Source organism: Sphingomonas sp. SAFR-052 (assembly GCF_051965015.1).
Lineage (GTDB): Bacteria > Pseudomonadota > Alphaproteobacteria > Sphingomonadales > Sphingomonadaceae > Sphingomonas.
Genome location: NZ_JBQCMO010000005.1, coordinates 311,952 through 335,233, shown reverse-complemented (window position 1 = coordinate 335,233; position 23,282 = coordinate 311,952). Strand labels below are relative to the sequence as shown.

Below are 23,282 nucleotides of genomic sequence, written 5' to 3'. Positions count from 1 at the left end.
CGGTGCCACGAACAATCGACACTGTGCTTTACCTGCGATAAGCACGGGCGATGGCCGATCCAATTAGCACGCCGCTGCTCGATACCGTTCAGACGCCCGCCGATCTTCGCAAGCTCGCCGCCGGCGATTTGCGGCAACTCGCCGATGAATTGCGGCAGGAAACCATCAGCGCGGTCGGTACGACCGGCGGTCATCTCGGTTCGGGTCTGGGCGTCGTCGAACTGACGGTCGCCATCCACTATGTGTTCGACACCCCGGCCGACCGCCTCGTCTGGGACGTCGGCCATCAATGCTATCCGCACAAGATCCTGACCGGCCGCCGCGACCGCATCCGCACGCTGCGGCAGGGCGGGGGGCTGTCAGGCTTCACCAAACGGTCGGAAAGCGAATATGACCCGTTCGGCGCGGCGCACAGCTCGACCTCGATCTCGGCAGCGCTGGGCTTTGCCGTCGCCAACAAGATCGCGGGCACCCCGGGCAAGGGGATCGCCGTGATCGGCGACGGCGCCATGTCGGCCGGCATGGCCTATGAGGCGATGAACAACGCCGAACAGGCGGGTAACCGTCTGGTCGTCATCCTCAACGACAACGACATGTCGATCGCGCCGCCGGTCGGCGGCCTGTCGGCCTATCTGTCGCGGATCGTGTCGAGCCGGGAATTTCTCGGCATCCGCGAGGCTTTCAAGAAGATCGCTCGCCGCCTGCCGCGTCCGCTGCACACCGCCGCGCGCAAGACCGACGAATTCGCCCGCGGCATGGCGACCGGCGGTACCTTGTTCGAGGAACTGGGCTTTTATTATGTCGGCCCGATCGACGGTCACAATTTGGACCATCTGATTCCGGTCCTCGAAAACGTCCGCGATGCCGAGGAAGGCCCGATCCTCGTCCATGTCGTGACCAAGAAGGGCAAGGGCTATGCCCCGGCCGAGGCTGCCGCCGACAAATATCATGGCGTGCAGAAGTTCGACGTCATCACCGGTACGCAGGTGAAGGCGCCCGCCGGCCCGCCGCAATATCAGAACGTCTTTGGCGAGACGCTGGCGAAGCTGGCCACGACCGACGATCGCATCTGCGCGATCACCGCCGCGATGCCGTCGGGCACCGGCCTCGACAAGTTCGCCAAGGCGCATCCGGCCCGCTTCTTCGATGTCGGTATCGCTGAACAACATGCGGTGACCTTCGCCGCCGGTCTTGCCGCGCAGGGGATGCGGCCGTTCTGCGCAATCTATTCGACCTTCCTGCAACGTGCCTATGACCAGGTCGTGCACGATGTCTGCATCCAGAATCTGCCGGTCCGCTTCGCGATCGATCGCGCGGGGCTGGTCGGGGCCGACGGCGCGACCCATGCCGGCAGCTTCGATGTGACCTATCTCGCCACGCTGCCCAATATGGTGGTGATGGCGGCGGCGGACGAGGCTGAACTGGTTCACATGACCTACACCGCCGCCGAATATGATGCCGGTCCGATCGCGGTCCGCTATCCGCGCGGCAACGGCGTCGGCGTCGCGCTGCCGGAGGTTCCGCAGAAGCTGGAGATCGGCAAGGGCCGTCTGGTCCGCGAAGGCAACAAGATCGCGATCCTGTCGCTGGGCACCCGGCTGGAGGAGGCGCTCAAGGCCGCCGACGCGCTGGAGGCGAAGGGGCTGTCGACCACCGTCGCCGACCTGCGCTTCGCCAAGCCGCTCGACGAAGCGATGATCCGCCGCCTGCTGACGAGCCACGAGGTCGCGGTAACGGTCGAGGAAGGCGCGGTCGGCGGCCTTGGCGCGCACGTCCTGACCTTCGCCAGCGACTCCGGCCTGATCGACGCCGGCCTGAAACTGAGGACCATGCGTCTACCAGACACCTTCCAGGACCAGGACAACCCGCAAAAACAATATGACGAAGCTGGCCTCAATGCGCCGCAGATCGTCGACACCGTGCTCGGCGCACTGCGCTGGAACGAGAGCGGGGCGACTGAAGTCCGCGCATGACCGGCCCGGAAAAGGCGGTCGCGATCATCGCGCTGGCGGTGGTCGCGGTCGGCTGGTTCAACTGGCGGATGTGGCGGCGGTTTCGCGTGGCCAAGGCGTATCGGGCGGGTTGGAACGCTGCGGATTTCGACGCGATGGTCGCCGATAATGGCGTTTCGCCGCCGATAGCGGCGCTGACCCGCGAATTGGTTGCGTCTTATTACGGACCGGGTGTCGTTCCGCATCCCGACGACGATTTCGCCCGGTTCTTGATGATCGACGACGAAGAGATTGCCGATCTGGTCGAGTCTGCGTGGGAACGGCTGGGCTTGGTGCCGCCGACGCCCGCTGCTCCGGTCGACCTGCCATCGATGAAGGACGTCCGCGACCTAGCCGTCTACCTTCAGTCGGTTGTCAACGGCTCGCGCGCCGCGTAATTTCTCTTTCGAAGGAGAAGCCCGGTGAAGGTCGAAAAGATCGGTGACAAGCTCGCCATCGTCATTCCTGACGACGTCGCCGAAACGCTCGGCCTGCACGAAGGCGACACGTCGAGGTTCGGCGGAGTGGCTCGACTACGCGGCTCAGCGACGCGGAATTGGCAGGTGTCTGGCCGCAGATGACGGCCCTGTCGCGTCCTTTGCTGGATGACTATCGCTTCGATCGCGAAGAGGCGAACGCACGCGGGTGACGGCGTTTCTCGATACGAACATCTTGCTCTACGCTTTCGCCGACGACCCTCGACGGATACCGGCGCAACGCTTGCTAGACGGTACGCCGATCATCAGCGTTCAATGCCTGAACGAGTTTGTTGCGGTCTCGCTTCGCAAGCAACGCGTGGCGTGGCCGGACGTCCGCCAACGAATCGATCTGATCCGTCTTGCTACTGCCAATGTGGTCCCGCTGACCGACGCCATCCATCGCGACGGCCTGCGGATCGCCGAACGCTATCGCCTTGCCATCTACGACAGCATGAGCGTCGCCGCCGCGCTGGCGGCGGGATGCGAGCGGTTGAGGAGCGAGGACCTTCAGCACGGGCTCGTGATCGACGCCCGGCTGAAGGTCGCCAACCCCTTCGCTTAACGCAGAAACTGCCCCTGCGCCGCTTCGGTCGCGTTGACGGCCAGCACCGATCGCGCGTCGCTGGGGTGGCGGACATGGCCATGGCCGTCGCCCGACGCGGCGATGACGCGGTCGAGCAGTTCCTGCCCCTCTTCCCACCAGCCGATGCCGCTGGCAGCGTTCAGATGCCCCTGCGCGCCGGCATCGACGAAATGGCTGCCCCAATCGACTGCCATCGAATGCGCCCGCTCGATCGACACCCATGGATCGTCGGTCGATGCGACCACCAGCGAGGGAAAGGGCAGCGAGAAGCGCGGCGTCGGGGCGAAACCCTGCAATTCGGGCGGTGCACCGGGACGATCGACATCTGCCGGCGCGACCAGCAAGGCACCGGCAACCGGCCAGCCATAAGGTTGCGACGACAATTGCGCCCACCATGCGACGGCAAGGCAGCCGAGCGAATGCGCTGCCAGCACCACCGGCGCCTGTGCCTGCCGGATCGCCTGGTCGAGCTTCGTCACCCATGCATTGCGCAACGGCCGCGACCACAGCCCCAGTTCGACGCGCGCCGTATCCGGCCGCGACTGTTCCCACAAAGTCTGCCAGTGCGACGGCCCGGAGCCGTTCAACCCGGGCACGGTCAGCACCGTCGGGGGTGTCGAAAACTGCGCCATCGTCACTCTCCTGCGGTTCGGTTCAAAACAGTGAAGGCTGACCCGTCAGCTTTAGGGAGGGGGTCGGGTCCGGGTCAGCCTCCGATGAACAAGATATTCCTACTGATTGAATAGGCAATAGCCATTCGTCCAACGGATCAAGGGTTGCGACCAGTCGAAACTCGCGCCATGCGCATGCCATGGCAAAGCAACGCGCGGACCAGATGCTCGTCGACCGCGGCCTCGCCGAGAGCCGCACCCGCGCACAGGCGCTCATCATGGCTGGGCTGGTGTTCTTGGGCGATCGCAAGGTCGACAAGCCGGGCCAGCAACTGCCCGACGATGCGGTGCTCGATGTGCGCGGGCGCGATCACCCCTGGGTATCGCGCGGCGGGGTGAAGCTGGCACACGGCCTCGACCATTTCGGCTGGGACGTGGCGCAGGCGATCGCGATCGATGTCGGGTCGTCGACCGGCGGCTTCACCGACGTGCTGCTGACCGGCGGCGCGACACGCGTCTATGCCGTCGATAGCGGTACCAACCAGCTGGCGTGGAAGCTGCGCCAGGATCCGCGCGTCATCGTCCTCGAACAATTGAGCGCGCGGCTGCTGACGCCCGCGCATATCCCCGAGCCGGTCGATCTGGTCGTCTGCGACGCCAGCTTCATCGCTTTGTCGAAGGTGCTTGCCGTGCCCCTCGGCTTCGTGAAGCCCGGTGGACGGTTGCTCGCGCTCATCAAGCCGCAGTTCGAGGCGGGACGCGAAGAGGTCGGCAAGGGCGGCGTGGTCCGCGATCCCGCCATCCATGCCCGGGTCTGCGAGGAAGTCTCGGCATGGCTGACCGACCTCGGCTGGCAGGTGATCGGCATCGATCGCAGCCCGATCACCGGTCCCGAAGGCAATATCGAGTTCCTGATCGCTGCCACCGCGCCCGAATCTGCCGCGGGCTCTTGCAATGACGCAGCGCACACAGCAAGCACTGCCGGCTGAACGGTTGCGCATGGTGCGAGGCCGGCACCGGGGGACGGGATGAACGAGATCGCGTCGAAGTGGCAGTTGCGTTCGGAATTCCTGCGGCGGGCCGTGGTATGCGTGCCGCTCATCCTGTTGCTCGGCTTCACCTCGGGCCAGCTGGTCGTCGCCGGGGACGATAACGGCTGGTACCGGATGCTCGACCTGCCGGCGCTGCGCCCCCCGAACTGGGCATTCCCGGTCGTGTGGACGATCCTGTACGTGCTGATGGGCCTGTCGCTGGCGATCATTCTCAGCGCACGTGGCGCCCGCGGGCGTGGCCTCGCCATTGCGCTGTTCGCGCTGCAACTGGTGATGAACCTCGTCTGGTCGCCGCTGTTTTTCGGCGCGCATCAGGTGAGCCTCGCGCTGATCCTGATCGTCGCGCTGTTCTTCGCCGCACTCGCCACGACCTTCGCCTTCGGTCGCATCCGTCCGCTCGCGGCATGGCTGCTGGTGCCCTATCTGGCGTGGCTGGTGATCGCCACCGCGCTCAACTGGCAGATCGACCGGCGCAATCCCGACGCGGAAACCCTTGTGCCGCCGGCCCATTCCACCCAAATCGCACTTTGACGGCGGGCGGCTTCACGCCCTTGCCAATGGAAGGATTTCCCATGCAGTCCGACAATTGTCTGTTCGACGATTTCGCCAAGTTCGTGAACGGCGCCGCCGGCACCATCGCCGGCATGGCGCGTGAGGGCGAGGCGGCAGCGCGCGAGCGAGCCAAGACGTTCCTTGGCGGCATGGATTTCGTCAGCCGCGATGAATTCGAAGTGGTGAAGGCGATGGCCGTCGCCGCCCGTGATGAGGCCGATGCGCTGCGCGCCCGGCTCGACGCGCTGGAAGCCAAGCAATCGGTCGCCCAGCCGGTGTCGCCCGATGCACCGGGGGCGGGCGAAGGCGCGCTCTGATACCTGCCGCACGTCCCGCGCCTTGGCGCGTGACGGGGGGAGCGCGCGGGTCTATGGCTTGGGGATGATATTGGACGAAGTGGAAGAGGACGGCGACGACGCCGTGCCGATCGATACGCTGGAGCGCTATTTCGCGGCGCACGGTTGGAAAAACGAGCGCGACGGTGACGAGATCGTCGCGAACGTGAAGGGGAGCTGGACCGAATTCGAACTCCGCGCGATCTGGCGCGGAGAGGACGGCGTCCTGCAATTCCTCGCGCTCCCCGATATTCGGGTCGCCGACGAACGGCGCGGCGCGATCTACGAAACCATCGGCCTCATCAACGAACAGCTCTGGATCGGCCATTTCGAACTATGGTCGTCGAGCGGCATCCTGCTCTATCGCCACGCGGCGATGCTGGGCGACGAGCCGGCGCTGACCATCGATCAGGCCGAATTGATGATCGATGCCGCGATCGACGAATGCGAACGCTTCTACCCGGTATTCCAGTTCGTCCTTTGGGGCGGGAAGACGCCCAAGGAAGCGATCGCCGCGTCGATGATCGAGACGCAGGGCGAGGCATGATCGCCTTGTCCGGACCGCTGTGGCTGATCGGCTGCGGCAATATGGGCGGCGCGATGCTCGATCGCTGGATCGCCGATGGCGTCGATCCGGCGGCGATCACGGTCATTACGCGGACGCCGCGTGCGGTGCCGGCGGGCGTGACCCATGCGATCACGCCACCGGCCGGGCGTCCCGCGATCGTCGTGCTCGCGGTCAAGCCGCAGCAGCTCGACATCGTCGCCCCCGATCTGGCGCCCGCCATTGCCGGTGCGCCGTTGCTGATCTCGATCCTCGCCGGGGTCGAGGAAGCGGCGCTCGCCCGCCGCTTCGACGTCGGGACGATCGTGCGCGCCATGCCCAATCTGCCGGTCGCGATCGGGCAGGGGGTCGTGGCACTCCATTCGCATGGGCAAGATGCCGACGCTCGCGCGATCGCCGAGGCGTTGATGCAGCCGCTCGGGCTGGTCGAATGGATCGACGACGCGGCGCTGTTCGACGCGGTAACGGCACTGTCGGGCTGCGGTCCGGGCTTCGTGTTCCGCTTCATCGACGCACTCGCCGCCGCCGGCACGGCGCTCGGTCTGCCCGCCGATCAGGCGCAGCGGCTCGCTATCGCCACGGTGCAGGGATCGGCGACCATGGCCTCCGGTACCGACGTGCCACCCGCGACGCTCGCCGATCGCGTCGCCAGCCCCGGCGGCTCGACACGGCAGGGGCTGAACGTTCTCGACGAAGGCGATGCGCTCAAACAGCTGCTAGGCGCGACGCTGGCCGCGTCCGAACGGCGCAATGCCGAGATGGCGGCGGCGGCACGGGGCGACGCATGATCGTCGCTGCGCTGCTGGCCGTCACCGCACCGCCAGCACCGCGCGCCGACGTCGCCGCACGCGCGCAGCAATGCGCGGGCAAGGACGGCTGGAGCGATCCGGCGCCGCCGGTCCGCGTCTTCGGCAACGTCTATGATATCGGCACTTGCGGTATCACCGTGCTGCTGATCGCCGGACCCAAGGGCCATATCGTCATCGACGCCGCGACTGCCGAGGCGGTGCCCTCGATCGTCACCAACATCCGTACGCTCGGCTTCCGACCGCAGGACGTGAAGCTGCTGCTGATGAGCCACAGCCATATCGACCATGCCGGGGGGCTCGCCGCGCTGCGCCGCGCGACCGGGGCGACCCTGCTCGCCAGCGCCGCCGCCCGCGAGGTGATCGAGCGCGGCCGGTTCGCCGCCGATGACCCGCAACGCGCTATCCTGTCCCCGGTCGAACGCGTGCCGGTAGGCGCTATCCTCACCGACGGGCAGGCGGTAACGCTCGGCCCGCTTCGCCTGACCGCGCATCTGACCCCCGGCCATTCGCCCGACGGCATGAGCTGGTCGTGGCGATCCTGCGAAGGCAGGATTTGTCGCACCATCGTGTTCGCGGACAGCCTGTCCGCTGTTTCGTCGGACGGCTATCGCTTCCGTGACCACCCGGCCTATGTCGCGCGACTGCGGGCGACGATCGCCAAGGTTGCGGCGCTGCCCTGCGATATCGTCCTTACCCCACATCCGGGCGCGAGCGATATGGCCGAACGACTGGCGGGCACCAAGCCGCTTATCGACCGGACCTGCTGCCGCACCTATGCCGCCGCCGCGACTCGGCGGCTCGACACGCGCCTGACTGACGAAGCGCGCTGACCTACCGCCCCAGCGCCGCCACCGCTGCGCGGTCGCCCGCCGGAATCAGCCCCTCCAGCACCGCCCAGAATCCGCTGACCGCATCCTGCCCCGCGCCCGAATAGGCCCGCGAAAGTTTCGCGTTCAGCATTTCGTACAGCCGCGCCTCCAGCGCCTGCCCCTCGGGCGTCAGTTTCAGCAACCGCTGCCGCGCATCGCGGTCGCCCGCCCGGCTCTCGACCAGTCCGCGCGCCGACAGATCGTTCAGCACCCGCCCGAGCGATTGCTTGGTGATCGCTAGCAGCCGCAGCAGCTCGCTGACCGACAGATCGGGCCGCCGGGCGATGAAATACAGCGCGCGATGATGCGCCCGCCCCAGACTCTGCGACGCCAGTTCCTCGTCGATCGTCCGCGTTAAATGGCTGTAGCCGAAATAGAGCAGTTCGATCCCGCGCCGGACCTCGGCCTCGCGCAGGAACAGCGCAGAGGCGGCCATGGGCTGGGCGGGCGATATTGGGGCAGTCATGTTGACCATTTCTGCCATCCGGCCTAGTCCACCGCAAGCATTCATCCATGAGGACGCCATGACGCAGCCGACCTTCGCCTTCGAACCCCATGCGACCCCGGTCGCGGCGAGCGAGCGGGCGGCGCGGATCGTAAATCCGGGCTTTGGGCGCGTCTTTACCGACCATATGGCGACGATCCGCTGGTCGGAGGACAAGAGCTGGCACGACGCGAAGATCACTGCGCGCGCCCCGATCGTCATGGACCCGGCCGCCGCTGTCCTCCATTATGCGCAGGAAATCTTCGAGGGGCTGAAGGCCTATGCGCTGCCCGATGGCGGCGTCGCGCTGTTCCGCGCCGAGCAGAACGCCGCCCGCTTCCGCCGCTCCGCACACCGCCTCGCTATGGCGGAATTGCCCGACGACCTGTTCGTCGCCTCGTGCCGCGAACTGACGCTGGCCGAGCGCGACTGGATCCCGGCGGGCGAGGGTAGCGCATTGTATCTGCGCCCGTTCATGATCGCCAGCGAGACGTTCCTCGGGGTGAAGCCGTCGGCGGAATATCTCTACTGCGTCATCGCGTCGGCGGTCGGCAACTACTGGCCCGGCGGCGCGAAGAGCGTGTCGCTATGGGTGTCGAAAGAATTCACCCGCGCCGCCCCCGGCGGCACCGGCGACGCCAAATGTGGTGGCAATTACGCCGCCAGCCTGCTCGCCCAGTCGGAAGCGATCCGGCAGGGCTGCGATCAGGTCGTGTTCCTCGATGCGACCGAGCGCCGCTGGGTCGAGGAACTGGGCGGCATGAACATCTTCTTCGTGTTCGATGACGGCACGATGCTCACCCCGCCGCTGACCGGCACGATCCTGCCCGGCATCACTCGCGATTCGATCCTGACGCTGGCGCGCGATCAGGGGATCGAGGTCCGCGAGGAACGCTATTCGATCGACCAGTGGCAGGCCGACGCTGCCAGCGGCCGCTTGGTCGAAGCATTCGCCTGCGGCACCGCCGCCGTCGTCACCCCGATCGGCAAGGTGTCGTCGGCGGACTTCAGCTTCCAGATCGGCGACGGCCAGCCGGGCGAACGCACCCAGGCACTGCTCAAGCAACTGACCGACATCCAGCGCGGCCGCAGCAACGACCCCCACAACTGGATGCAACGCATCGGCTAAAAAAGCCCTCTCCCCTTTAGGGGAGAGGGTTGGGAGAAGGGGCGTGTAATGCCCCCCGATCCTCAAAGCACTTCGAACAGTCCGGCCGCGCCCATGCCGCCGCCGACGCACATCGTCACCACGACATATTTCACCCCGCGCCGCTTGCCTTCGATCAGCGCATGGCCGGTCATCCGCGCGCCCGACATGCCGTACGGGTGGCCAATCGAGATCGCGCCGCCATTGACGTTCAGCCGGTCGTTGGGGATGCCCAGCACGTCCTGACAATGCAGCACCTGCACCGCGAACGCCTCGTTCAGCTCCCACAGCCCGATATCGTCCACGCCCAAGTCGAAGCGTTCGAGCAGCTTCGGCACCGCATAGATCGGGCCGATGCCCATCTCATCGGGCTTGGTCCCCGCTACCGCCATGCCGACATAGCGGCCGAGCGGCTGCAACCCGCGTGCCGATGCGACCGATTCCTCCATCAGCACGCAGGACGACGATCCGTCCGATAACTGGCTGGCATTCCCGGCGGTGATGACCGCCTGCTCACCCATCACCGGTTTCAGCGATTGCAGCCCCTCCAGCGTCGTGTCGGCGCGATTGCCCTCGTCCTTGGTCAGCGTGACCTCGTGCGCCGACACTTCCTTGGTCGCCTTGTCGACGACGTTCATCGTCGCGGTCACCGGCACCAGTTCGGCATCGAACAGCCCGACCGCCTGCGCGGCGGCGGTGCGCTGCTGCGACTGGAGCGCATATTCATCCTGCCGATCGCGCGAAATGCCATAGCGTTTGGCAACGATTTCGGCGGTCTGGAGCATCGGCATATAGATGTCGCCGTGCATCGCCAGCAATTCGGGGTCGGCGGCGACCCGCATCTGCGGCGTCTGGACGAGGCTAATCGATTCGACGCCACCCGCGACACAGATGTCCATGCGGTCGTGCACGATCTGCTTGGCGGCGGTGGCGATCGCCATCAGTCCGCTGGCGCATTGCCGGTCGATCGACATGCCCGACACGCTCGTCGGCAGCCCGGCGCGTAGTGCGGCTGTCCGTGCGATATTGCCGGCCTGATGCCCCTGTTGCAGCGCCGCGCCGAACAGGACATCGTCGACCTCGCCCCCCTCGATCCCGGCACGCTCGACCGCGGCGCGGATCGAATGCGCGGCCAGCGTCGGTGCGGGCAGGTTGTTGAACGCCCCGCGATAGGCGCGGCCGATCGGGGTACGGGCAGTCGAAACGATGACGGCTGAGCGCATGATGTTCCTCGGTTTCAGGTGAAGATTTGGCTGATCCATTCGGCGATCAGCGCGGGTTGGTCGCTACCGTCGACCTCGACGGCATAGGCGATGGTCTGTTGCCACTGGCCGGGCCGCTTTTGTTCGAGCGCCATCAGCGTGAAGCGTCCGCGGATGCGCGATCCCGACCGCACCGGCCGGACGACGCGCACGCGGTTGCCGCCGTAATTCATTTCCATGCGCGCGTCCGAAACCGTCGGCATCCCGCTGTCCGCCGCCAATTTCGGCATCAGCGACAGCAGCAGGAAACCGTGCGCGATCGTCCCCCCGAACGGCGTCACGGCGGCGGCCTGCGGGTCGACATGGATGAACTGATGGTCGTCGGTCGCATCGGCAAAGGCGGTAATCCGTGCCTGGTCGAGCGTCATCCAGTCGGACAGCCATTCGCTGCCGATCCGTTCCGCCATCGCCTCCGCCGTGATCGCCGTCACCGACCTCTCCCTCGTTCGGGCGAAGCATAGCGGCACGACCGGTCGAACCGCAAGCGGCAACACACCGCAAACCGGAAACCGGCTTGCGTAACGTCCTTGCGTCCCAAACCCTATGTTCGAAAAGTTCAGCTTGCCGCAGCGGCAGGGTCGACGATCGATCCGTCGGCCCGCGCCGTCAGATTGACCTGCGTGGGATAGGCGATCTCGATCCCCTCTGCATTGAACCGCCGCAGGATGGCGATGCCGACTGCGGTTCGCCCGTCATAGAAGGCCGCATAATCGACGCCCGGCGAATCGAAGATCAACTCGAAATCAAGGCTCGACGCGCCGAAGCCGACAAAGCCGCAGCGAACGAACACCCGCTGCTCCGCCTCGACGATCTCGCGCAGCATCGCCGGGATCCGCGCACAGGTGTCCGGATCAGTCTGATAGGTGACGCCGATCACGAACGATGCACGGCGATGCTCGCGCCGGCTGTTGTTGGTGATCTCCTTGTCGAGCAGGTTCTTGTTGGAGATGATCCGTTCTTCGCCGGTGATCGACCGGATCCGCGTCGATTTCAGCCCGATCTCCGCGATCGACCCATTGGTCTGGTCGTAACTGACATTGTCGCCGCGCCGGAACGGCTTGTCGAAGATGATCGAGAGCGCCGCGAACAGATCGGCGAAAATTCCCTGTGCCGCCAGACCAATGGCGATACCGCCGACCCCCAGCCCAGCGACCAGTCCGGTGACGTTCACCCCCAGATTGTCGAGCACGACGATCAGCGCGATCGAGAATAATGCGAAGGTGACCAGCAACCGGATCAGCCCCATCGCCGATGCCAGCGCCTCGCCATGATAATGGTCGCTTGCCGTCCGTCGCTCGACCACGCCCAATATCACTTCGCGCGCCCAGATCGCCGCCTGGAACACGGCCGCCACGGTGAACAGGAACTCGATCGTCGCCGTCACCATCGGCGGCGCGCTGGCATAGCCATCGACCAGCTTGGCGGCCAGCATCACCATGAAGAAGAGGCTCGTCCGTGCCACCGCCCGTCCGGCGACCGTCCCCCAACCGGCGCGGTCGTTACGACACAGCCGCACGCCCCAGCGCCGCACGACCAGCAGCACGACGACGATCGCCGCGCCGACGCCGATTGCCACCAACACCTGCAACCAGTTGTCCGCGATCCACCGCGCGCTGTCCTGGAACAGCAGCCGCGCCTGCGCCTGTGCCTGATCGGCGTTGAAACTCTTTTCGACCGTCGCGGCGGGCGAACTGCTATTGACGGTCATGCGATCCTTTCAGGCGGCTTCGGCGACCTTCGCCTGCGCTTCGAGCAGCGCGATCAGCCCGCGTTCGTGGCGGCTGAGATGCTTGGCGGAACGGGGCAGGCGCAACGTCTCGCGAAACGCGGTCTGCCCGTCCTTGACCAGATCGATCAGCAGCGGATGGACATAGGATTTGCGCGCAATCGCCGGCGTATTGCCCAGCGCGTCGACCACCGGACCGAGCATCGTCTTCAGGCTGATGTCCTGCTCCGCCTCGGCCAACGTGGTGAAGGCCAGCACGCTGGCCCCCCATGTCCGAAAATGCTTGGCGGTGAAGTCCCCGCCCATGGCCTCACGGATATAGGCGTTGACGTCGCTGGAGGTGACCGGATGCGTCTCCCCCTCGGCATCGACCCAGCGGAACAGATGCTGGCCGGGCAGGTCCTGGCACTTACGCACGAAACTGGCGAGCGACCGATCGGTGATGGTCAGTACCCTGAGCTTCCCCGACTTCGCCTTATACTGTAATTTCAGAGAGGTACCGGTCAGCTTGGCGTGGCGCTTGCGCAGCGTCGTCGCGCCGAAACTCTTGTTGACCCGCGCATAGCCTTCGTTGCCGACGCGCACCCGGCCGAGATCGAGCAACCGCACCACCGCCGCCACCGCTCGTTCGCGCGACAGCGCGCGCTTGGCCAGATCACGCTCGACCTGGGCGCGCAGCTTGGGCAGGGCATGGCCGAACGCGGCACAGCGGTCGTATTTCGCCGTCTCCTGCGCCTCGCGGAAATCGGGATGATAGCGGTACTGCTTGCGGCCCTTGTCGTCCCACCCGATCGCCTGGATATGGCCGGAGGGATCGGGGCAGAACCATGCGTCGCGATAGGCAGGGGGCAGGCCGATCGCATTTAGCCGGTCGATCTCGTCGCGGTCGGTGATCCGTTCGCCATCCGCGTCATAATAGCCCCAGCCGCGCGTCAGCTTCTTGCGGGTGATGCCCGCCGCCTCACAATCGGAAAAGGTGCAGCCGGCGGGGCAGGGCAGGTCGTCTTCGGCTGGTTCCATCGGGCTTTCCCTGCAGGTGACCCGATCAATGTTCGGCTCGTCGCTTCGTTCCGGAACCCAGCCGATGCCAGCCGGTTAGGGCCGGACCGTAACAGGAGATTACCGATGGCCGACCTCGCCAATGCCCGCGTGCTGATCCTCGCCGCCGACGGGTTCGAGGAATCCGAACTGTTCGATCCGCGTCAGGCGCTGCTCGACGCCGGGGCGCAGGTGACGCTCGCGTCGATAAAGACCGATCCGATCCAGGGCGTCGTCAACGACAGTGAAAAGGCGCGCACGATCACGCCCGACCTGACGCTCGACGATGTTGATACCGAGCAGTTCGACGCGCTGCTGCTGCCCGGCGGCGTCGGCAATCCCGACAAGATGCGCATGGAGGAACGCGCGGTCGAGATCGTCAGCGAATTCATGGACGATGACAAGATCGTCGCCGCCATCTGCCACGCCCCCTGGCTGCTGGTCGAGGCCGACGTCGTCGACGGTCGCCGCGTGACCAGCTGGCCGTCGGTGCGCACCGACCTCGAAAACGCCGGCGCCGAAGTGGTCGACGAACAGGTCGTGATCGACGGCAACCTCATCACCAGCCGCAAGCCCGACGACATCCCCGCCTTTTCGAAGGCGATGATCGAGGCGATCGAGAGCGAACTGGCCGAGGCGTAAGCGGGGCGGGGCGGAGCAACCTCCGCCGGGCCCTTCGACTTTCGTCATTACCCGGAAGGCGGTGCCTCTACGAAAGTCGCCCGCTTCGCCGCATATTTGCCGTACCCCCGCGCAGGCGGGGGTCCAGAGCCAAGCAAAACAACGGCTTGCGCTTGGGACCCTGGACCCCCGCCTGCGCGGGGGTACGCAATGAGGCTCTGATCGGGACTTTCGAGTAGGTCTCGCGCAGACTAGAACCGATACACGATGGATTCCGTGCAATAATTTCTGCGTTTCTGGGCCCCACCATTATGAACGGGAACGAACGAAGAAGGCGTGTAGAATCTCCGTCTCAAACCTCCACCGCCACCCGCCGCCGATCCCACAACCGATTGACCCATCCCTGCGCTGGTCGCTCCACCACGCGGTACAGCAGCTCGGACGACACGATCACCGCGACCAGATACAGCCCCAGCACCCAGACCGGTGCCACCGCCGCATCGGCGACGAACGCCAGCTTGAACACGAACCACAGCAGAAAATGGCCGAGATAGGTTGCATAGCTGATCTCGCCCAGCCGGTGGATCGGCCACCATTCCAGCGGATTGGCCCGCCGGTTCGACAGGATGCCGCATGCTAGTAACAGACACGCCAGCGCCGGCGGCAGCGCATAAGGCTCGGGCAGCAGCCGCAACCCCCATCCTACGACCAACGCCCCCGCCAGCAGCACCGCACCACCGGCAATCGCATCGCGCTGCCGCCAGCGTACCCATAGCGCACCGATCGCGGTGCCCGCCGCGAACTGGATCACGCACCGCGCCACCGCGAAGCGTCGGAGATCGGCACCCAGCCCGTCCTGCCCGGCAAAGGGCAGCAATCCGAACAACAGCACCGCGATCACCGTGACCAGCGCCCAACTCGGCACGCGCCGCCAGTCGATCGTCACTGCCAGCAGCGGGAACAGCAGATATGCCGCCGATTCCGCCGAAATCGACCAGGCCGGGTCGTTCCACGCCAGCGGCTCGATCAAGCCCCAGCTTTGCAGCAGCACGATGTGCAGCGGCAGTTCGGCGAAGGGGAAGCGATCGATGTTGCGCCCGCTGGCCGCCAGCACGATCGCCAGCACCACCGCGCAACCGAGTACGAACAAATGCAGCGGCCAAATGCGCGCCATCCGTTTCCACAAGAACCGCAAGGCTTCGGTGAACCCACGCTCGCGGAACCGCTGTCCCCATGACAGCCAGATCACGAACCCCGATAGCAGGAAGAAGAAATCGACCGCCAGATACCCCTTGGCGATCGCCGATTCGATCGCGGGATGCAGCGCGCCCATCGATCCGCGCAGGTGGAACAACACCACCCACCATGCCGCGACGCCGCGCGCACCGGTCAGCGCCTTCAACTCGTTCATGCCGCGATCGTCCCCGCCTTGCGCCGCTGCAGCGGTCGCCACGCCGCCTCGGTTCGTTTGCGCGCCAGATAGGTGTCGAGGCCGATCTGCGCGCCGATCAGCATGAAGACGAAAGGTTGAAAAGCGATGGCGATGAAGTTCGCGCCGAACAGATAGACGATGTGCCCGTTCTGGAGCGCGGCGGCGAGCGGCACGACCCATGCCTCCTCCGCATCCGCCTTCGCATAGCGCCGCCGCAGCACCTCCATCCGCAACAGCCCGCCCAGATTGATCGCCAGCCACAGCATCAGCCCCGGCCAGCCCTGTTCGCCCAGCATCTCGAAATAGGCGGAGTGGTAGGCGCGCGCCTTGTCGACCTCGAGACTGCGCTCGACGGTGCGGTTGCCCGCCTCGCCGACCACCGCGACCTTTTCATAGCGGATGCGGTTCTGGAGGAATGCGTTGAAGCCGCCGCCGAACGGGTTCTGCTGCACGTAATCGAGCGTCCACGCCCACACCGCCAGCCGCGTCGAAGCCGATGCGTCGGCCTGATAGGTGCCGATTGTCTCCATCCGCTGGGTGAAGGCGGAGGGTAGGAAGGGCAGCGCCAGCATCCCCGCCGCCCCGGCCAGCGCGAGATAGGTCAGCCGCCGCTTGACGTCGCGCAAACTTAGCAGGCCGAGCAGCCCGATGCACAGCAGCCCGGTCCGCGTCGACGTACCGACCGGAATCAGTAGGCACGAGAATACCAGCGCATAACAGAAGGTGCGCACCCGCCAGTCGGGCGCGAACACCGTGCCGAACCGGCTGAACCACAGGATCAGCGGGATGATCGCGATGGCGACGGTCGAGATCGTCGATCCTTCGTACAGCCCGGCATTGTTCGACACCATCAGGTTCAGCTCGCCATAGCCGCCGCCCGATACCAGTGTCTTGATCCCGCCGACGATGATAATCGACGCTGCCGACAGCACCATGAACAGCAACAGCGATTCGATGCGCAGCCGGGTGCGCAGCGTCAGCGGCAGGAAGATCGCGAACGCCAGTGCCTTCCACACCCATTCCCATTTGGATTGCGCGTCGACCGGAAAATCGGCGGTCTTCGTCGTCCACAGGCAATAGCAGAGCAGCGACAGCATCAGCAGCTGGCGGGGTGCGATCCGCGTGTCGCGCTTGTCGTCGACCATCACCCACGCCGCGACTGACAATCCCGCCGCGATCAGCGAAATCGGCACCGAATTCAGCAGGATATAGGTCAGCCGCTGCGGCGATACGATGTCGATATAGACATAGCCGAGCACGAACACGAACGGCCGCCGCAACCCGGCAGCGAACAACGCGCAAAGAAATGCAACGAAGACTAGGTCACGCACCCGGACGCCGACTCCGCCGCACTTGCACCTTGGCCGGCTCGCCCTCGCGGTCCAGATCGTCGCGCCGCAACAACCGCCACACCGCCAGTAGCATCAGGAAATGGGTCAGCCCCAGCGAGAAATTGTCGATCATCCGCCGCCCCTTCCACCTTCGCCGCCACCATAACCCGGCGAGGTTGCTGCGACGTTAAGCGCGATGGAACGCAGGAGCCAGCGCGCTATCCCGCCTCGTCGGCGACAGTGCCCGGCGCGGCGCTGACGCGGGCGTGGGTGAAGATCATCTCGCGCCCCTGCCGCAGGTCGCCGGTTTCGGACTGCTGCATCAGCCGCTTCGCATCGGTCTTGCGATACAGGTCCTCGGTCCGGTCGATCTCGCCGTCATCGACGCCGACGCATACCATCGCCGCACGCGCCATTGTCACTGCCGAATCGAGCACCTCGCGGAACACGCCCTCGACCGGAGCACCCGCCAGCCTGACCACCGCCCGCCGGTCGAACGCCCGCACGAAGATGCCCGGCGTCGGAAATGCCTGGTGGATCGCGGCGATCGCGTCGCCGTCCAGCGGATCGCCGTCGATACAGAATAGCAGCAGTTCGGCGTCCTGCGCCCCCGCCAGCCGCAGCAGGTCGATACGCGTGCCGTCGCCATAATAGACCTTCATCCCAAAACTGCCGGCGATCTCGATCATCTCGACATCGCGATCGATCACGGTGACGCTGATCCCCTGCGCCAGCAGCATCTGCGCCACCGTCTGCCCGAACCGGCCATAGCCGACCACCACCGCGCTTGCCCCGTCGTGCCGCGGCCCCTCGGGCGTGCCACCCTCGCGCTTTTCCGGCTCGGCCCGGAATTTGCGCGTCGCCATCATCAGGAACGGGGTGGTCGCCATCGACAGGGTGACGATCGCGCCGAACACGCTCGCCGCTTCCGGCGCGATCAGCAACGCGTTCTGCGCCTGCGCGAACAGCACGAAGCCGAACTCGCCGCCCTGGCTCAGCAACAGTCCGAGCGCCAGCGCCCCGCGCCACGGCATCCCGAACAGCCGCCCGAGGCCGAAGATTACCAGCCCCTTGGTCGCGATCAGCGCCAGCGCCATGCCGACCACGAACACCGGCCGCTCGACGATCGCGCCGAGGTCGAGCATCATTCCGACCGCGAGGAAGAACAGCCCGAGCAGGATCGACCGGAACGGCTCGACATCGGCCTCCAGTTCGTGGCGATACGGGCTGTCGGCCAGCATCACCCCGGCGATGAACGCGCCCAGCGCGGTCGACAGCCCCAGCGCCTGCATCACCGCGGCGCTCGCGATCACGGTGAACAGCCCGGCGAACACGAACATCTCGCGCTCGCCCATATTGCCGATCAGCCGGAACATCGGCCTGAGGAGGAACCGCCCGGCAAGGATCAACCCGGCGACCGCACCGATCGTCCACAGCCCCAATTGCCACCCCGGCGGCCCGCCGGCATCGGCCGGATTGCGCGACAGCGCGGCAACGATGGTGATGAGCGGCACGATCGACAGATCCTGGAACAGCAGGATCGCGAATGCTCGCTCGCCGAACGGCGTTTTCATCCGCCCCGCCGATTGCAGCATCGGCAGCACCTGCGCCGTCGACGACAGCGCCAGCGGGAGGCCCAGCGCCAGCGCCGCCGCCCAGCTGAAATGCGTCGCCAGCCACACCACGCCGGTGATCGCGACGCCGCACAACACGACCTGCATCAGCCCGAGGCCGAAGATGTCACGCTTCATCTTCCACAGCCGCGACGGGCTGAGTTCCAACCCGACGAGGAACAGCAGCAGCGTGATGCCCAGTTCGGCGATGGCCAGCTTGGACTCGGCATTGCCGACCAGCCCCAGCACCTGCGGCCCGACCACCGACCCCGCGACCAGATAGCCGAGCGTCGCACCCAGTCCCAATTTGCGGAAGATCAGAACGAAGATCAGCGCCGCACCCAAGAGCGGCGCGAAATCGTGCAACAGCGACGCGGTGCCATGCTCCATCAGGCGGCAGCCCGCTGCCCGGCGATCGCCGCCGCCTCGGCCGCCGCTTCGAACGCCAGCCGGATCGAGGCATGGCGCGCGCTATGCGGCCGGGCCGGTTCGAACAGCGTCAAACCCGGCCAGTCGGGCGCGTCGCCTTCGCCCGCCAACCAAGCGGTCAGCGCATCGCGCGCCGCGGCCAGTTCCGCCGCATTCCGCCCGACGATCTCGCGCGCCAGCAGCGCCGACGATGCCTGTCCGAGCGCACAGGCCCGCACCAGCATGCCGACCGCTGCCACTCGGCCATCCTCGCCCAGCGTAATATCAACGGTCACCCGACTGCCGCAGATCGGCGATCGCTTCTCGACGCTGGCATGGGGGTCGCTCAGGCGGACGGCCTGCGCGGTCTCGGCGGCGAGGCGGAGAATTTCGGTGTTGTACAGATTGGCGGTCACGTGACCGGATGTAGGGCGCGATCGTGACGCTGGCGAGTCGATCGCAGCGATTATTCGCCGAACACCGGCTCGCCACGCCGCCGCCGGTCGATGAAGTCGACCACGCTGGCGCTGGTGGCGTTGAGCAGCGGATAGGTCCGCGCGTCCTTGATCCACAGCGGCCGCCGCGTCGGCCCCCCGCCGATGAAGTCCGCCGCCAGCAGCAACAACAGAAAGGCGAGGCTGGTCAGGATCAGTCCCTTCAGCGCGCCGAAGCCGAACCCCAACGCCCGGTCGACCGGCCCCAGCACCGACGCCCGCGTCCGCGCGCCGATCGCATTGGCGACCAGCCGCCCGGCGAAATAGCCGAGACCCGCGATCAATGCGAAGGCGAGGGTGGCGGCACCCCCGGCGGTACCGGTCGGCCCGACCAGCGCGGCGGCGACCGGCGTGTGGAACAGCTTCAGCGCCAGCACGACCAGCACCCATGCGCCGAGCGACAGCACCTCGGTCACGAACCCGCGCAAAAACCCCAGCACCGCCGCCCCGCCGACGGTGAGCAGCACGGCAATGTCGAGCGAGGTCAGACCCATGCAGCGGCTATGCCGGGAGGCGTGCTAATTGTCGAGCGGGTCATCGGTGGTGAGAGGAGCGCCTAAGATCCTCCCCGGCACGGGGAAGGGGGACCATGCGCAGCATGGTGGAGGGGGAGCGCCACGTCATGCAACCGCTCCGAATGCGGACACCCCCCTCCACCAGCTTCGCTGGTCCCCCTCCCCGCGAGCGGGGAGGATTTACCGCCCCAACATATATCCACGAGCGGCCACCAAATCCTCCCCGCTCCGCGGGGAGGGGGACCGCCGCGAAGCGGTGGTGGAGGGGGTGCGCCCCGCAACGCAGCGGTTCCGTATGCCGACATCCCCCTCCACCAGCTTCGCTGGCCCTCCCCGCAGGCCGGGAGGATTCACCGCCCCAACATATAATCCACGAAGCGCGGCAGATCCTTGAACCCCGAAAGCTTCACCGCACCCCCCTCGGCACTCTGCGCCGATGGCACCAACGCCCGCCCGAACCCCAGCTTGCCCGCTTCCTTCAGCCGCAACGCGCCGTGTGCCACCGGCCGCACCTCGCCCGACAGCGCGATCTCGCCGAACACGATCGCGTCCGACGGCACCGGTCGCTCCGACAATGCCGATACCAATGCCGCCGCTACCGCGAGGTCCGCCGCCGGATCGGTCACCCGGTACCCGCCGGCGATGTTGAGATAGACTTCGGCAGTCGCGAACGCCAAACCGCACCGCGCCTCCAGCACGGCAAGGATCATCGCCAGCCGCCCGGAGTCCCAGCCCACCACCGCACGCCGGGGCGTCGCGCCCGACGCCAGCCGCACCGTCAACGCCTGTACCTCGACCAGCACCGGCCGCGTGCCCTCCAGCGCCGGGAACACGACGGTGCCGGTGACATTCTCGTCACGACTGGTCAGGAACAGCGAAGAAGGATTTGAAATCTCGGACAATCCCTCGCTTTCCATTGCGAAGACGCCGATTTCGTCGGTGCCGCCGAAGCGGTTCTTCACCGCGCGCAGGATGCGATATTGGTGGCTGCGCTCGCCCTCGAACGCCAGCACCGTATCGACCATATGTTCCAGCACGCGCGGGCCGGCGATCGATCCGTCCTTGGTCACATGCCCGACCAGCACCACCGCCGTGCCGCGTTCCTTGGCGAAACGGATCAGTTCGCCCGACGATGCGCGCACCTGGCTGACCGTGCCCGGCGCCCCTTCGATCAGGTCGCTGTGCATCGTCTGGATCGAATCGATGATGAGCAGGTCGGGCGCCGCCGATCCGCCGAACGTCGTCAAAATGTCGCGGACCGACGTCGCCGCCGCCAACTGCACTGGCGCGGTGCCGAGGCCGAGCCGCCGCGCGCGCAACCGCACCTGATCTGCTGCTTCTTCTCCAGATACATAGGCGACGCTTTTGCCCGCCAGTGCGAGCTTCGCTGCCGCCTGCAACAACAGGGTGGACTTGCCGATACCGGGATCGCCGCCGATCAGCGTCGCCGACCCCTCGACGAACCCGCCGCCCAGCGCGCGGTCTAGTTCGGCGATCCCCGTCGTCAGCCGCTCGGGCAGGGCGATATCGGTATCCAGCCCCGACAACAGGATCGGCCGCCCGCCGCTTTGCAGATTGTGCCGCGCCGAAAACGGCGTCACGACCGCCCCGGCATCCTCGACCAGCGTGTTCCAGTCGCCGCAATCGGCACATTGTCCCGCCCATTTCGACGAGACCGATCCGCATTGCTGACAGACATAGCGCTTCTGGGGTTTTGCCATGCCAGCGCTCTAGCAGAGCAAGAACGAAAGGGGAATAAAATCCTCCCCGGCACGGGGAGGGGGACCGCCGCGAAGCGGTGGTGGAGGGGGGCGTCCCAGATCGCAACGGTTCCGTCCGTGGACACCCCCCTCCACCAGCCTGCGGCTGGTACCCCTCCCCGTGACGGGGAGGATATCGACGGAGTCAGTCCAATTCGCTCCCGCGCTTCAGCACCTTGGTCCCGTCCTCCTGCTCGATCAGGTACGCCGGGTTTTCCTTCGTCCCGTTCTTGGTGATCTTGCTGCCCTTGATCGTGCGCTGGACCCGCTTCTCAAATCGTTCCTCGACCTTGCCCTCGGCGGTGCCGTTGCCCCACGACCACGAAACCTTTGCGCCCTTCTTGTAGCTGTCGCTCATTCGCCCACTCCTGTTGCCGGCACGGTCAACCGTCGGTGGTCGTAATGCGTTCCGGTGGCGTACGGGACGCACCCGCGCTATGGCGCGGCGATGAAGGCTTCCCAACTCCGCGTGGCGATGTTCAGCGGAAACTACAACTATGTCCGCGACGGCGCGAACCAGGCGCTGAACCGCCTTGCCAGGCATCTGCTCGACCGTGACGTCGCGCTGCGCGTCTATTCGCCGACCGTTGCCGATCCGGCCTTCCCGCCGACCGGCGATCTGGTCAGCGTGCCGGCCTATGGCCTGCCCGGCGGACGCGGCGAATATAAGCTCGCCCGCGGACTGACCGCAAAGACCCGTGCCGATCTCGAAGCGTTCCGGCCCAATGTCGTCCATGTCTCCGCCCCCGACATTCTCGGTCACCGCGCGCTCAGCTGGGGCCGGAACCGGGGGACTGCGACGCTCGCCTCGCTCCACACCCGCTTCGAAACCTACCCGCAATATTACGGCATCGGCTTTCTCGAACCACTGGCGCTGTTCCTGTCGAAGCGTTTCTACAACCGCGCCGATCAGGTGATGGTGCCCGGCCGCGGCATGGCCGAACTGCTGCGCGACTGGGGCGTGACCAGTCCGATCGGCATCTGGTCGCGCGGCGTCGACCACCGGCGCTTCAACCCGGCGATGCGCGATCTCGACTGGCGCCGCTCGATCGGCATCGGCGATGACGAGGTCGCGGTCAGCTTTCTCGGCCGGCTGGTGCTGGAAAAGGGCCTCGACATTTTTTCCGACGTCGCCACCGAATTGCAGCGGCGCGGCGTCAAGCATCGCATCCTCGTCATCGGCGAAGGCCCGGCACGCGACTGGTTCGCCGAACGGGTGCCGCACGCGGTGTTCGCCGGTTTTCAGGCGGGCGACGATCTCGGCCGTGCCGTCGCGTCGATGGACGTGTTCTTCAACCCCTCGATCACCGAGACGTTCGGCAACGTCACGCTGGAGGCGATGGCAGCAGGCGTTCCCGTCGTCGCCGCGCGCGCATCGGGCGCGGTCGGGCTGGTCGATGACCGCCGCACCGGCTTCCTCGTGCCGCCGCGCGACGTGCCCGCCTATGCCGATGCGATCGCCCGGCTGTGCGAGGATGCCAATCTGCGCTGGCACATGGGCCTTGCCGGGCATGAGGACGCCAAGGACTATGAATGGGACCGCGCCAACCAGGCGGTGCTCGACGCCTATCTGCGGATCGTGCGGGGATAGCCGCCGCCCGCCGC

27 protein-coding genes are annotated in these 23,282 nt (G+C 66.4%); 13 read left to right on the top strand and 14 right to left on the bottom strand.

Annotated features, from left to right (window positions below; translation table 11 throughout):
* Positions 1-50 precede the first annotated feature (50 nt).
* The 4 genes from dxs to ACTHQV_RS11440 all read left to right on the top strand — a co-directional run bounded on the left by dxs (position 51) and on the right by ACTHQV_RS11440 (position 3,032).
* The gene (gene dxs, locus ACTHQV_RS11455; RefSeq protein WP_440490381.1) at positions 51-1,973 is read left to right on the top strand and encodes a 1-deoxy-D-xylulose-5-phosphate synthase; all 1,923 of its coding nucleotides are present in this window, start codon (positions 51-53) and stop codon (positions 1,971-1,973) included.
* The gene (locus ACTHQV_RS11450) at positions 1,970-2,389 is read left to right on the top strand and encodes a hypothetical protein (protein WP_440490379.1); all 420 of its coding nucleotides are present in this window, start codon (positions 1,970-1,972) and stop codon (positions 2,387-2,389) included. Before dxs ends, ACTHQV_RS11450 begins: the two co-directional genes overlap by 4 nt.
* 24 nt (positions 2,390-2,413) lie before the next feature.
* Positions 2,414-2,572: an AbrB/MazE/SpoVT family DNA-binding domain-containing protein gene (locus ACTHQV_RS11445; protein WP_440490377.1), complete on the top strand. Its 159-nt coding sequence runs from the start codon at positions 2,414-2,416 to the stop codon at positions 2,570-2,572.
* A 64-nt stretch (positions 2,573-2,636) separates the two neighbouring features.
* Entirely contained in the window at positions 2,637-3,032 is a 396-nt protein-coding gene (locus tag ACTHQV_RS11440; protein WP_440490376.1) for a PIN domain-containing protein, read from the top strand.
* On the opposite strand, the gene ACTHQV_RS11435 is transcribed toward ACTHQV_RS11440, so the two are convergent.
* A complete protein-coding gene (locus ACTHQV_RS11435) occupies positions 3,029-3,685 on the bottom strand; it encodes an RBBP9/YdeN family alpha/beta hydrolase (RefSeq protein ID WP_242116524.1) in 657 nt (218 codons plus the stop codon). The two genes, ACTHQV_RS11440 and ACTHQV_RS11435, sit on opposite strands and share 4 nt — an antisense overlap.
* A gap of 179 nt (positions 3,686-3,864) precedes the next feature.
* Here ACTHQV_RS11435 and ACTHQV_RS11430 point away from each other — a divergent pair, with 179 nt between their 5' ends.
* The 6 genes from ACTHQV_RS11430 (at position 3,865) to bla (ending at position 7,807) form a co-directional block, all read left to right on the top strand.
* Positions 3,865-4,653, top strand: coding sequence for a TlyA family RNA methyltransferase (locus tag ACTHQV_RS11430; protein ID WP_440490374.1), 789 nt, complete (start codon positions 3,865-3,867; stop codon positions 4,651-4,653).
* Positions 4,654-4,692: 39 nt separating this feature from the next.
* A complete protein-coding gene (locus ACTHQV_RS11425) occupies positions 4,693-5,247 on the top strand; it encodes a TspO/MBR family protein (protein ID WP_440490372.1) in 555 nt (184 codons plus the stop codon).
* Between the two features lie 41 nt (positions 5,248-5,288).
* Positions 5,289-5,585, top strand: a complete 297-nt coding sequence (locus ACTHQV_RS11420) for an accessory factor UbiK family protein (RefSeq protein ID WP_440490371.1) — start codon at positions 5,289-5,291, stop codon at positions 5,583-5,585.
* Between the two features lie 64 nt (positions 5,586-5,649).
* Positions 5,650-6,150, top strand: a complete 501-nt coding sequence (locus ACTHQV_RS11415; RefSeq protein ID WP_440490370.1) for a YbjN domain-containing protein — start codon at positions 5,650-5,652, stop codon at positions 6,148-6,150.
* Positions 6,147-6,956 carry a pyrroline-5-carboxylate reductase gene (gene proC, locus ACTHQV_RS11410; protein WP_440490368.1) on the top strand — a complete coding sequence of 270 codons (810 nt, stop codon included), beginning with the start codon at positions 6,147-6,149 and terminating at the stop codon, positions 6,954-6,956. The genes ACTHQV_RS11415 and proC overlap by 4 nt, the downstream gene beginning before the upstream one ends.
* Complete coding sequence (gene bla, locus ACTHQV_RS11405; protein WP_440490367.1) at positions 6,953-7,807, top strand: subclass B3 metallo-beta-lactamase; 855 nt, start codon at positions 6,953-6,955, stop codon at positions 7,805-7,807. The genes proC and bla overlap by 4 nt, the downstream gene beginning before the upstream one ends.
* Before the next feature lies 1 nt (position 7,808).
* Here the strand turns inward: bla and ACTHQV_RS11400 are convergent, their stop codons facing one another.
* The gene (locus tag ACTHQV_RS11400; protein ID WP_440490365.1) at positions 7,809-8,312 is read right to left on the bottom strand and encodes a MarR family winged helix-turn-helix transcriptional regulator; all 504 of its coding nucleotides are present in this window, start codon (positions 8,310-8,312) and stop codon (positions 7,809-7,811) included.
* Positions 8,313-8,370: 58 nt separating this feature from the next.
* Here ACTHQV_RS11400 and ACTHQV_RS11395 point away from each other — a divergent pair, with 58 nt between their 5' ends.
* On the top strand, positions 8,371-9,459 hold the full coding sequence (locus ACTHQV_RS11395) for a branched-chain amino acid aminotransferase (protein WP_440490414.1): 1,089 nt from the start codon (positions 8,371-8,373) through the stop codon (positions 9,457-9,459).
* 62 nt (positions 9,460-9,521) lie between these two features.
* Here ACTHQV_RS11395 and ACTHQV_RS11390 read toward each other — a convergent pair whose 3' ends face one another.
* The 4 genes from ACTHQV_RS11390 to ACTHQV_RS11375 form a co-directional block, all read right to left on the bottom strand.
* Positions 9,522-10,700, bottom strand: coding sequence for an acetyl-CoA C-acyltransferase (locus ACTHQV_RS11390; RefSeq protein WP_440490363.1), 1,179 nt, complete (start codon positions 10,698-10,700; stop codon positions 9,522-9,524).
* 14 nt (positions 10,701-10,714) lie between these two features.
* Positions 10,715-11,170, bottom strand: coding sequence for a MaoC family dehydratase (locus tag ACTHQV_RS11385; RefSeq protein ID WP_440490362.1), 456 nt, complete (start codon positions 11,168-11,170; stop codon positions 10,715-10,717).
* 125 nt (positions 11,171-11,295) lie between these two features.
* Positions 11,296-12,447 (bottom strand): mechanosensitive ion channel family protein, encoded by a 1,152-nt coding sequence (locus tag ACTHQV_RS11380; RefSeq protein ID WP_440490360.1) that lies wholly within the window; start codon positions 12,445-12,447, stop codon positions 11,296-11,298.
* Positions 12,448-12,456: 9 nt separating this feature from the next.
* The gene (locus ACTHQV_RS11375; RefSeq protein WP_440490358.1) at positions 12,457-13,485 is read right to left on the bottom strand and encodes a DNA topoisomerase IB; all 1,029 of its coding nucleotides are present in this window, start codon (positions 13,483-13,485) and stop codon (positions 12,457-12,459) included.
* A 105-nt stretch (positions 13,486-13,590) separates the two neighbouring features.
* Here ACTHQV_RS11375 and ACTHQV_RS11370 point away from each other — a divergent pair, with 105 nt between their 5' ends.
* Complete coding sequence (locus tag ACTHQV_RS11370) at positions 13,591-14,145, top strand: type 1 glutamine amidotransferase domain-containing protein (protein ID WP_242116511.1); 555 nt, start codon at positions 13,591-13,593, stop codon at positions 14,143-14,145.
* Between the two features lie 331 nt (positions 14,146-14,476).
* On the opposite strand, the gene ACTHQV_RS11365 is transcribed toward ACTHQV_RS11370, so the two are convergent.
* The 8 genes from ACTHQV_RS11365 to ACTHQV_RS11330 form a co-directional block, all read right to left on the bottom strand.
* Complete coding sequence (locus tag ACTHQV_RS11365; RefSeq protein WP_440490356.1) at positions 14,477-15,577, bottom strand: acyltransferase family protein; 1,101 nt, start codon at positions 15,575-15,577, stop codon at positions 14,477-14,479.
* Entirely contained in the window at positions 15,532-16,887 is a 1,356-nt protein-coding gene (locus ACTHQV_RS11360) for a DUF5935 domain-containing protein (protein ID WP_440490354.1), read from the bottom strand. Before ACTHQV_RS11360 ends, ACTHQV_RS11365 begins: the two co-directional genes overlap by 46 nt.
* Positions 16,880-17,020, bottom strand: coding sequence for a hypothetical protein (locus tag ACTHQV_RS11355; RefSeq protein WP_440490352.1), 141 nt, complete (start codon positions 17,018-17,020; stop codon positions 16,880-16,882). Before ACTHQV_RS11355 ends, ACTHQV_RS11360 begins: the two co-directional genes overlap by 8 nt.
* Positions 17,021-17,105: 85 nt before the next feature.
* Positions 17,106-18,890, bottom strand: coding sequence for a cation:proton antiporter domain-containing protein (locus tag ACTHQV_RS11350; RefSeq protein WP_440490351.1), 1,785 nt, complete (start codon positions 18,888-18,890; stop codon positions 17,106-17,108).
* Positions 18,890-19,324: an iron-sulfur cluster assembly scaffold protein gene (locus ACTHQV_RS11345; protein ID WP_440490349.1), complete on the bottom strand. Its 435-nt coding sequence runs from the start codon at positions 19,322-19,324 to the stop codon at positions 18,890-18,892. The genes ACTHQV_RS11350 and ACTHQV_RS11345 overlap by 1 nt, the downstream gene beginning before the upstream one ends.
* A 50-nt stretch (positions 19,325-19,374) precedes the next feature.
* Complete coding sequence (locus ACTHQV_RS11340) at positions 19,375-19,896, bottom strand: CvpA family protein (protein WP_440490348.1); 522 nt, start codon at positions 19,894-19,896, stop codon at positions 19,375-19,377.
* A gap of 371 nt (positions 19,897-20,267) precedes the next feature.
* Positions 20,268-21,638 (bottom strand): DNA repair protein RadA, encoded by a 1,371-nt coding sequence (gene radA, locus ACTHQV_RS11335; RefSeq protein ID WP_440490346.1) that lies wholly within the window; start codon positions 21,636-21,638, stop codon positions 20,268-20,270.
* A 184-nt stretch (positions 21,639-21,822) separates the two neighbouring features.
* Positions 21,823-22,035 carry a DUF2945 domain-containing protein gene (locus ACTHQV_RS11330; RefSeq protein WP_440490345.1) on the bottom strand — a complete coding sequence of 71 codons (213 nt, stop codon included), beginning with the start codon at positions 22,033-22,035 and terminating at the stop codon, positions 21,823-21,825.
* Between the two features lie 90 nt (positions 22,036-22,125).
* Between ACTHQV_RS11330 and ACTHQV_RS11325 the strand changes: the two genes are divergently transcribed.
* Positions 22,126-23,268 (top strand): glycosyltransferase family 4 protein, encoded by a 1,143-nt coding sequence (locus ACTHQV_RS11325; protein ID WP_440490344.1) that lies wholly within the window; start codon positions 22,126-22,128, stop codon positions 23,266-23,268.
* The last annotated feature ends 14 nt before the right edge of the window (positions 23,269-23,282 follow it).

Excerpts from the sequence above, each read along its gene's own strand:
- dxs (WP_440490381.1), top strand. The coding sequence starts at position 51 with ATGGCCGATCCAATTAGCACGCCGCTGCTCGATACCGTTCAGACGCCC.
- ACTHQV_RS11450 (WP_440490379.1), top strand. The coding sequence starts at position 1,970 with ATGACCGGCCCGGAAAAGGCGGTCGCGATCATCGCGCTGGCGGTGGTC.
- ACTHQV_RS11435 (WP_242116524.1), bottom strand. The coding sequence starts at position 3,685 with ATGGCGCAGTTTTCGACACCCCCGACGGTGCTGACCGTGCCCGGGTTG.
- ACTHQV_RS11430 (WP_440490374.1), top strand. The coding sequence starts at position 3,865 with ATGGCAAAGCAACGCGCGGACCAGATGCTCGTCGACCGCGGCCTCGCC.
- ACTHQV_RS11425 (WP_440490372.1), top strand. The coding sequence starts at position 4,693 with ATGAACGAGATCGCGTCGAAGTGGCAGTTGCGTTCGGAATTCCTGCGG.
- ACTHQV_RS11420 (WP_440490371.1), top strand. The coding sequence starts at position 5,289 with ATGCAGTCCGACAATTGTCTGTTCGACGATTTCGCCAAGTTCGTGAAC.
- ACTHQV_RS11415 (WP_440490370.1), top strand. The coding sequence starts at position 5,650 with ATGATATTGGACGAAGTGGAAGAGGACGGCGACGACGCCGTGCCGATC.
- proC (WP_440490368.1), top strand. The coding sequence starts at position 6,147 with ATGATCGCCTTGTCCGGACCGCTGTGGCTGATCGGCTGCGGCAATATG.
- bla (WP_440490367.1), top strand. The coding sequence starts at position 6,953 with ATGATCGTCGCTGCGCTGCTGGCCGTCACCGCACCGCCAGCACCGCGC.
- ACTHQV_RS11400 (WP_440490365.1), bottom strand. The coding sequence starts at position 8,312 with ATGACTGCCCCAATATCGCCCGCCCAGCCCATGGCCGCCTCTGCGCTG.
- ACTHQV_RS11395 (WP_440490414.1), top strand. The coding sequence starts at position 8,371 with ATGACGCAGCCGACCTTCGCCTTCGAACCCCATGCGACCCCGGTCGCG.
- ACTHQV_RS11390 (WP_440490363.1), bottom strand. The coding sequence starts at position 10,700 with ATGCGCTCAGCCGTCATCGTTTCGACTGCCCGTACCCCGATCGGCCGC.
- ACTHQV_RS11380 (WP_440490360.1), bottom strand. The coding sequence starts at position 12,447 with ATGACCGTCAATAGCAGTTCGCCCGCCGCGACGGTCGAAAAGAGTTTC.
- ACTHQV_RS11375 (WP_440490358.1), bottom strand. The coding sequence starts at position 13,485 with ATGGAACCAGCCGAAGACGACCTGCCCTGCCCCGCCGGCTGCACCTTT.
- ACTHQV_RS11370 (WP_242116511.1), top strand. The coding sequence starts at position 13,591 with ATGGCCGACCTCGCCAATGCCCGCGTGCTGATCCTCGCCGCCGACGGG.
- ACTHQV_RS11355 (WP_440490352.1), bottom strand. The coding sequence starts at position 17,020 with ATGATCGACAATTTCTCGCTGGGGCTGACCCATTTCCTGATGCTACTG.
- ACTHQV_RS11350 (WP_440490351.1), bottom strand. The coding sequence starts at position 18,890 with ATGGAGCATGGCACCGCGTCGCTGTTGCACGATTTCGCGCCGCTCTTG.
- ACTHQV_RS11340 (WP_440490348.1), bottom strand. The coding sequence starts at position 19,896 with ATGGGTCTGACCTCGCTCGACATTGCCGTGCTGCTCACCGTCGGCGGG.
- radA (WP_440490346.1), bottom strand. The coding sequence starts at position 21,638 with ATGGCAAAACCCCAGAAGCGCTATGTCTGTCAGCAATGCGGATCGGTC.
- ACTHQV_RS11330 (WP_440490345.1), bottom strand. The coding sequence starts at position 22,035 with ATGAGCGACAGCTACAAGAAGGGCGCAAAGGTTTCGTGGTCGTGGGGC.
- ACTHQV_RS11325 (WP_440490344.1), top strand. The coding sequence starts at position 22,126 with ATGAAGGCTTCCCAACTCCGCGTGGCGATGTTCAGCGGAAACTACAAC.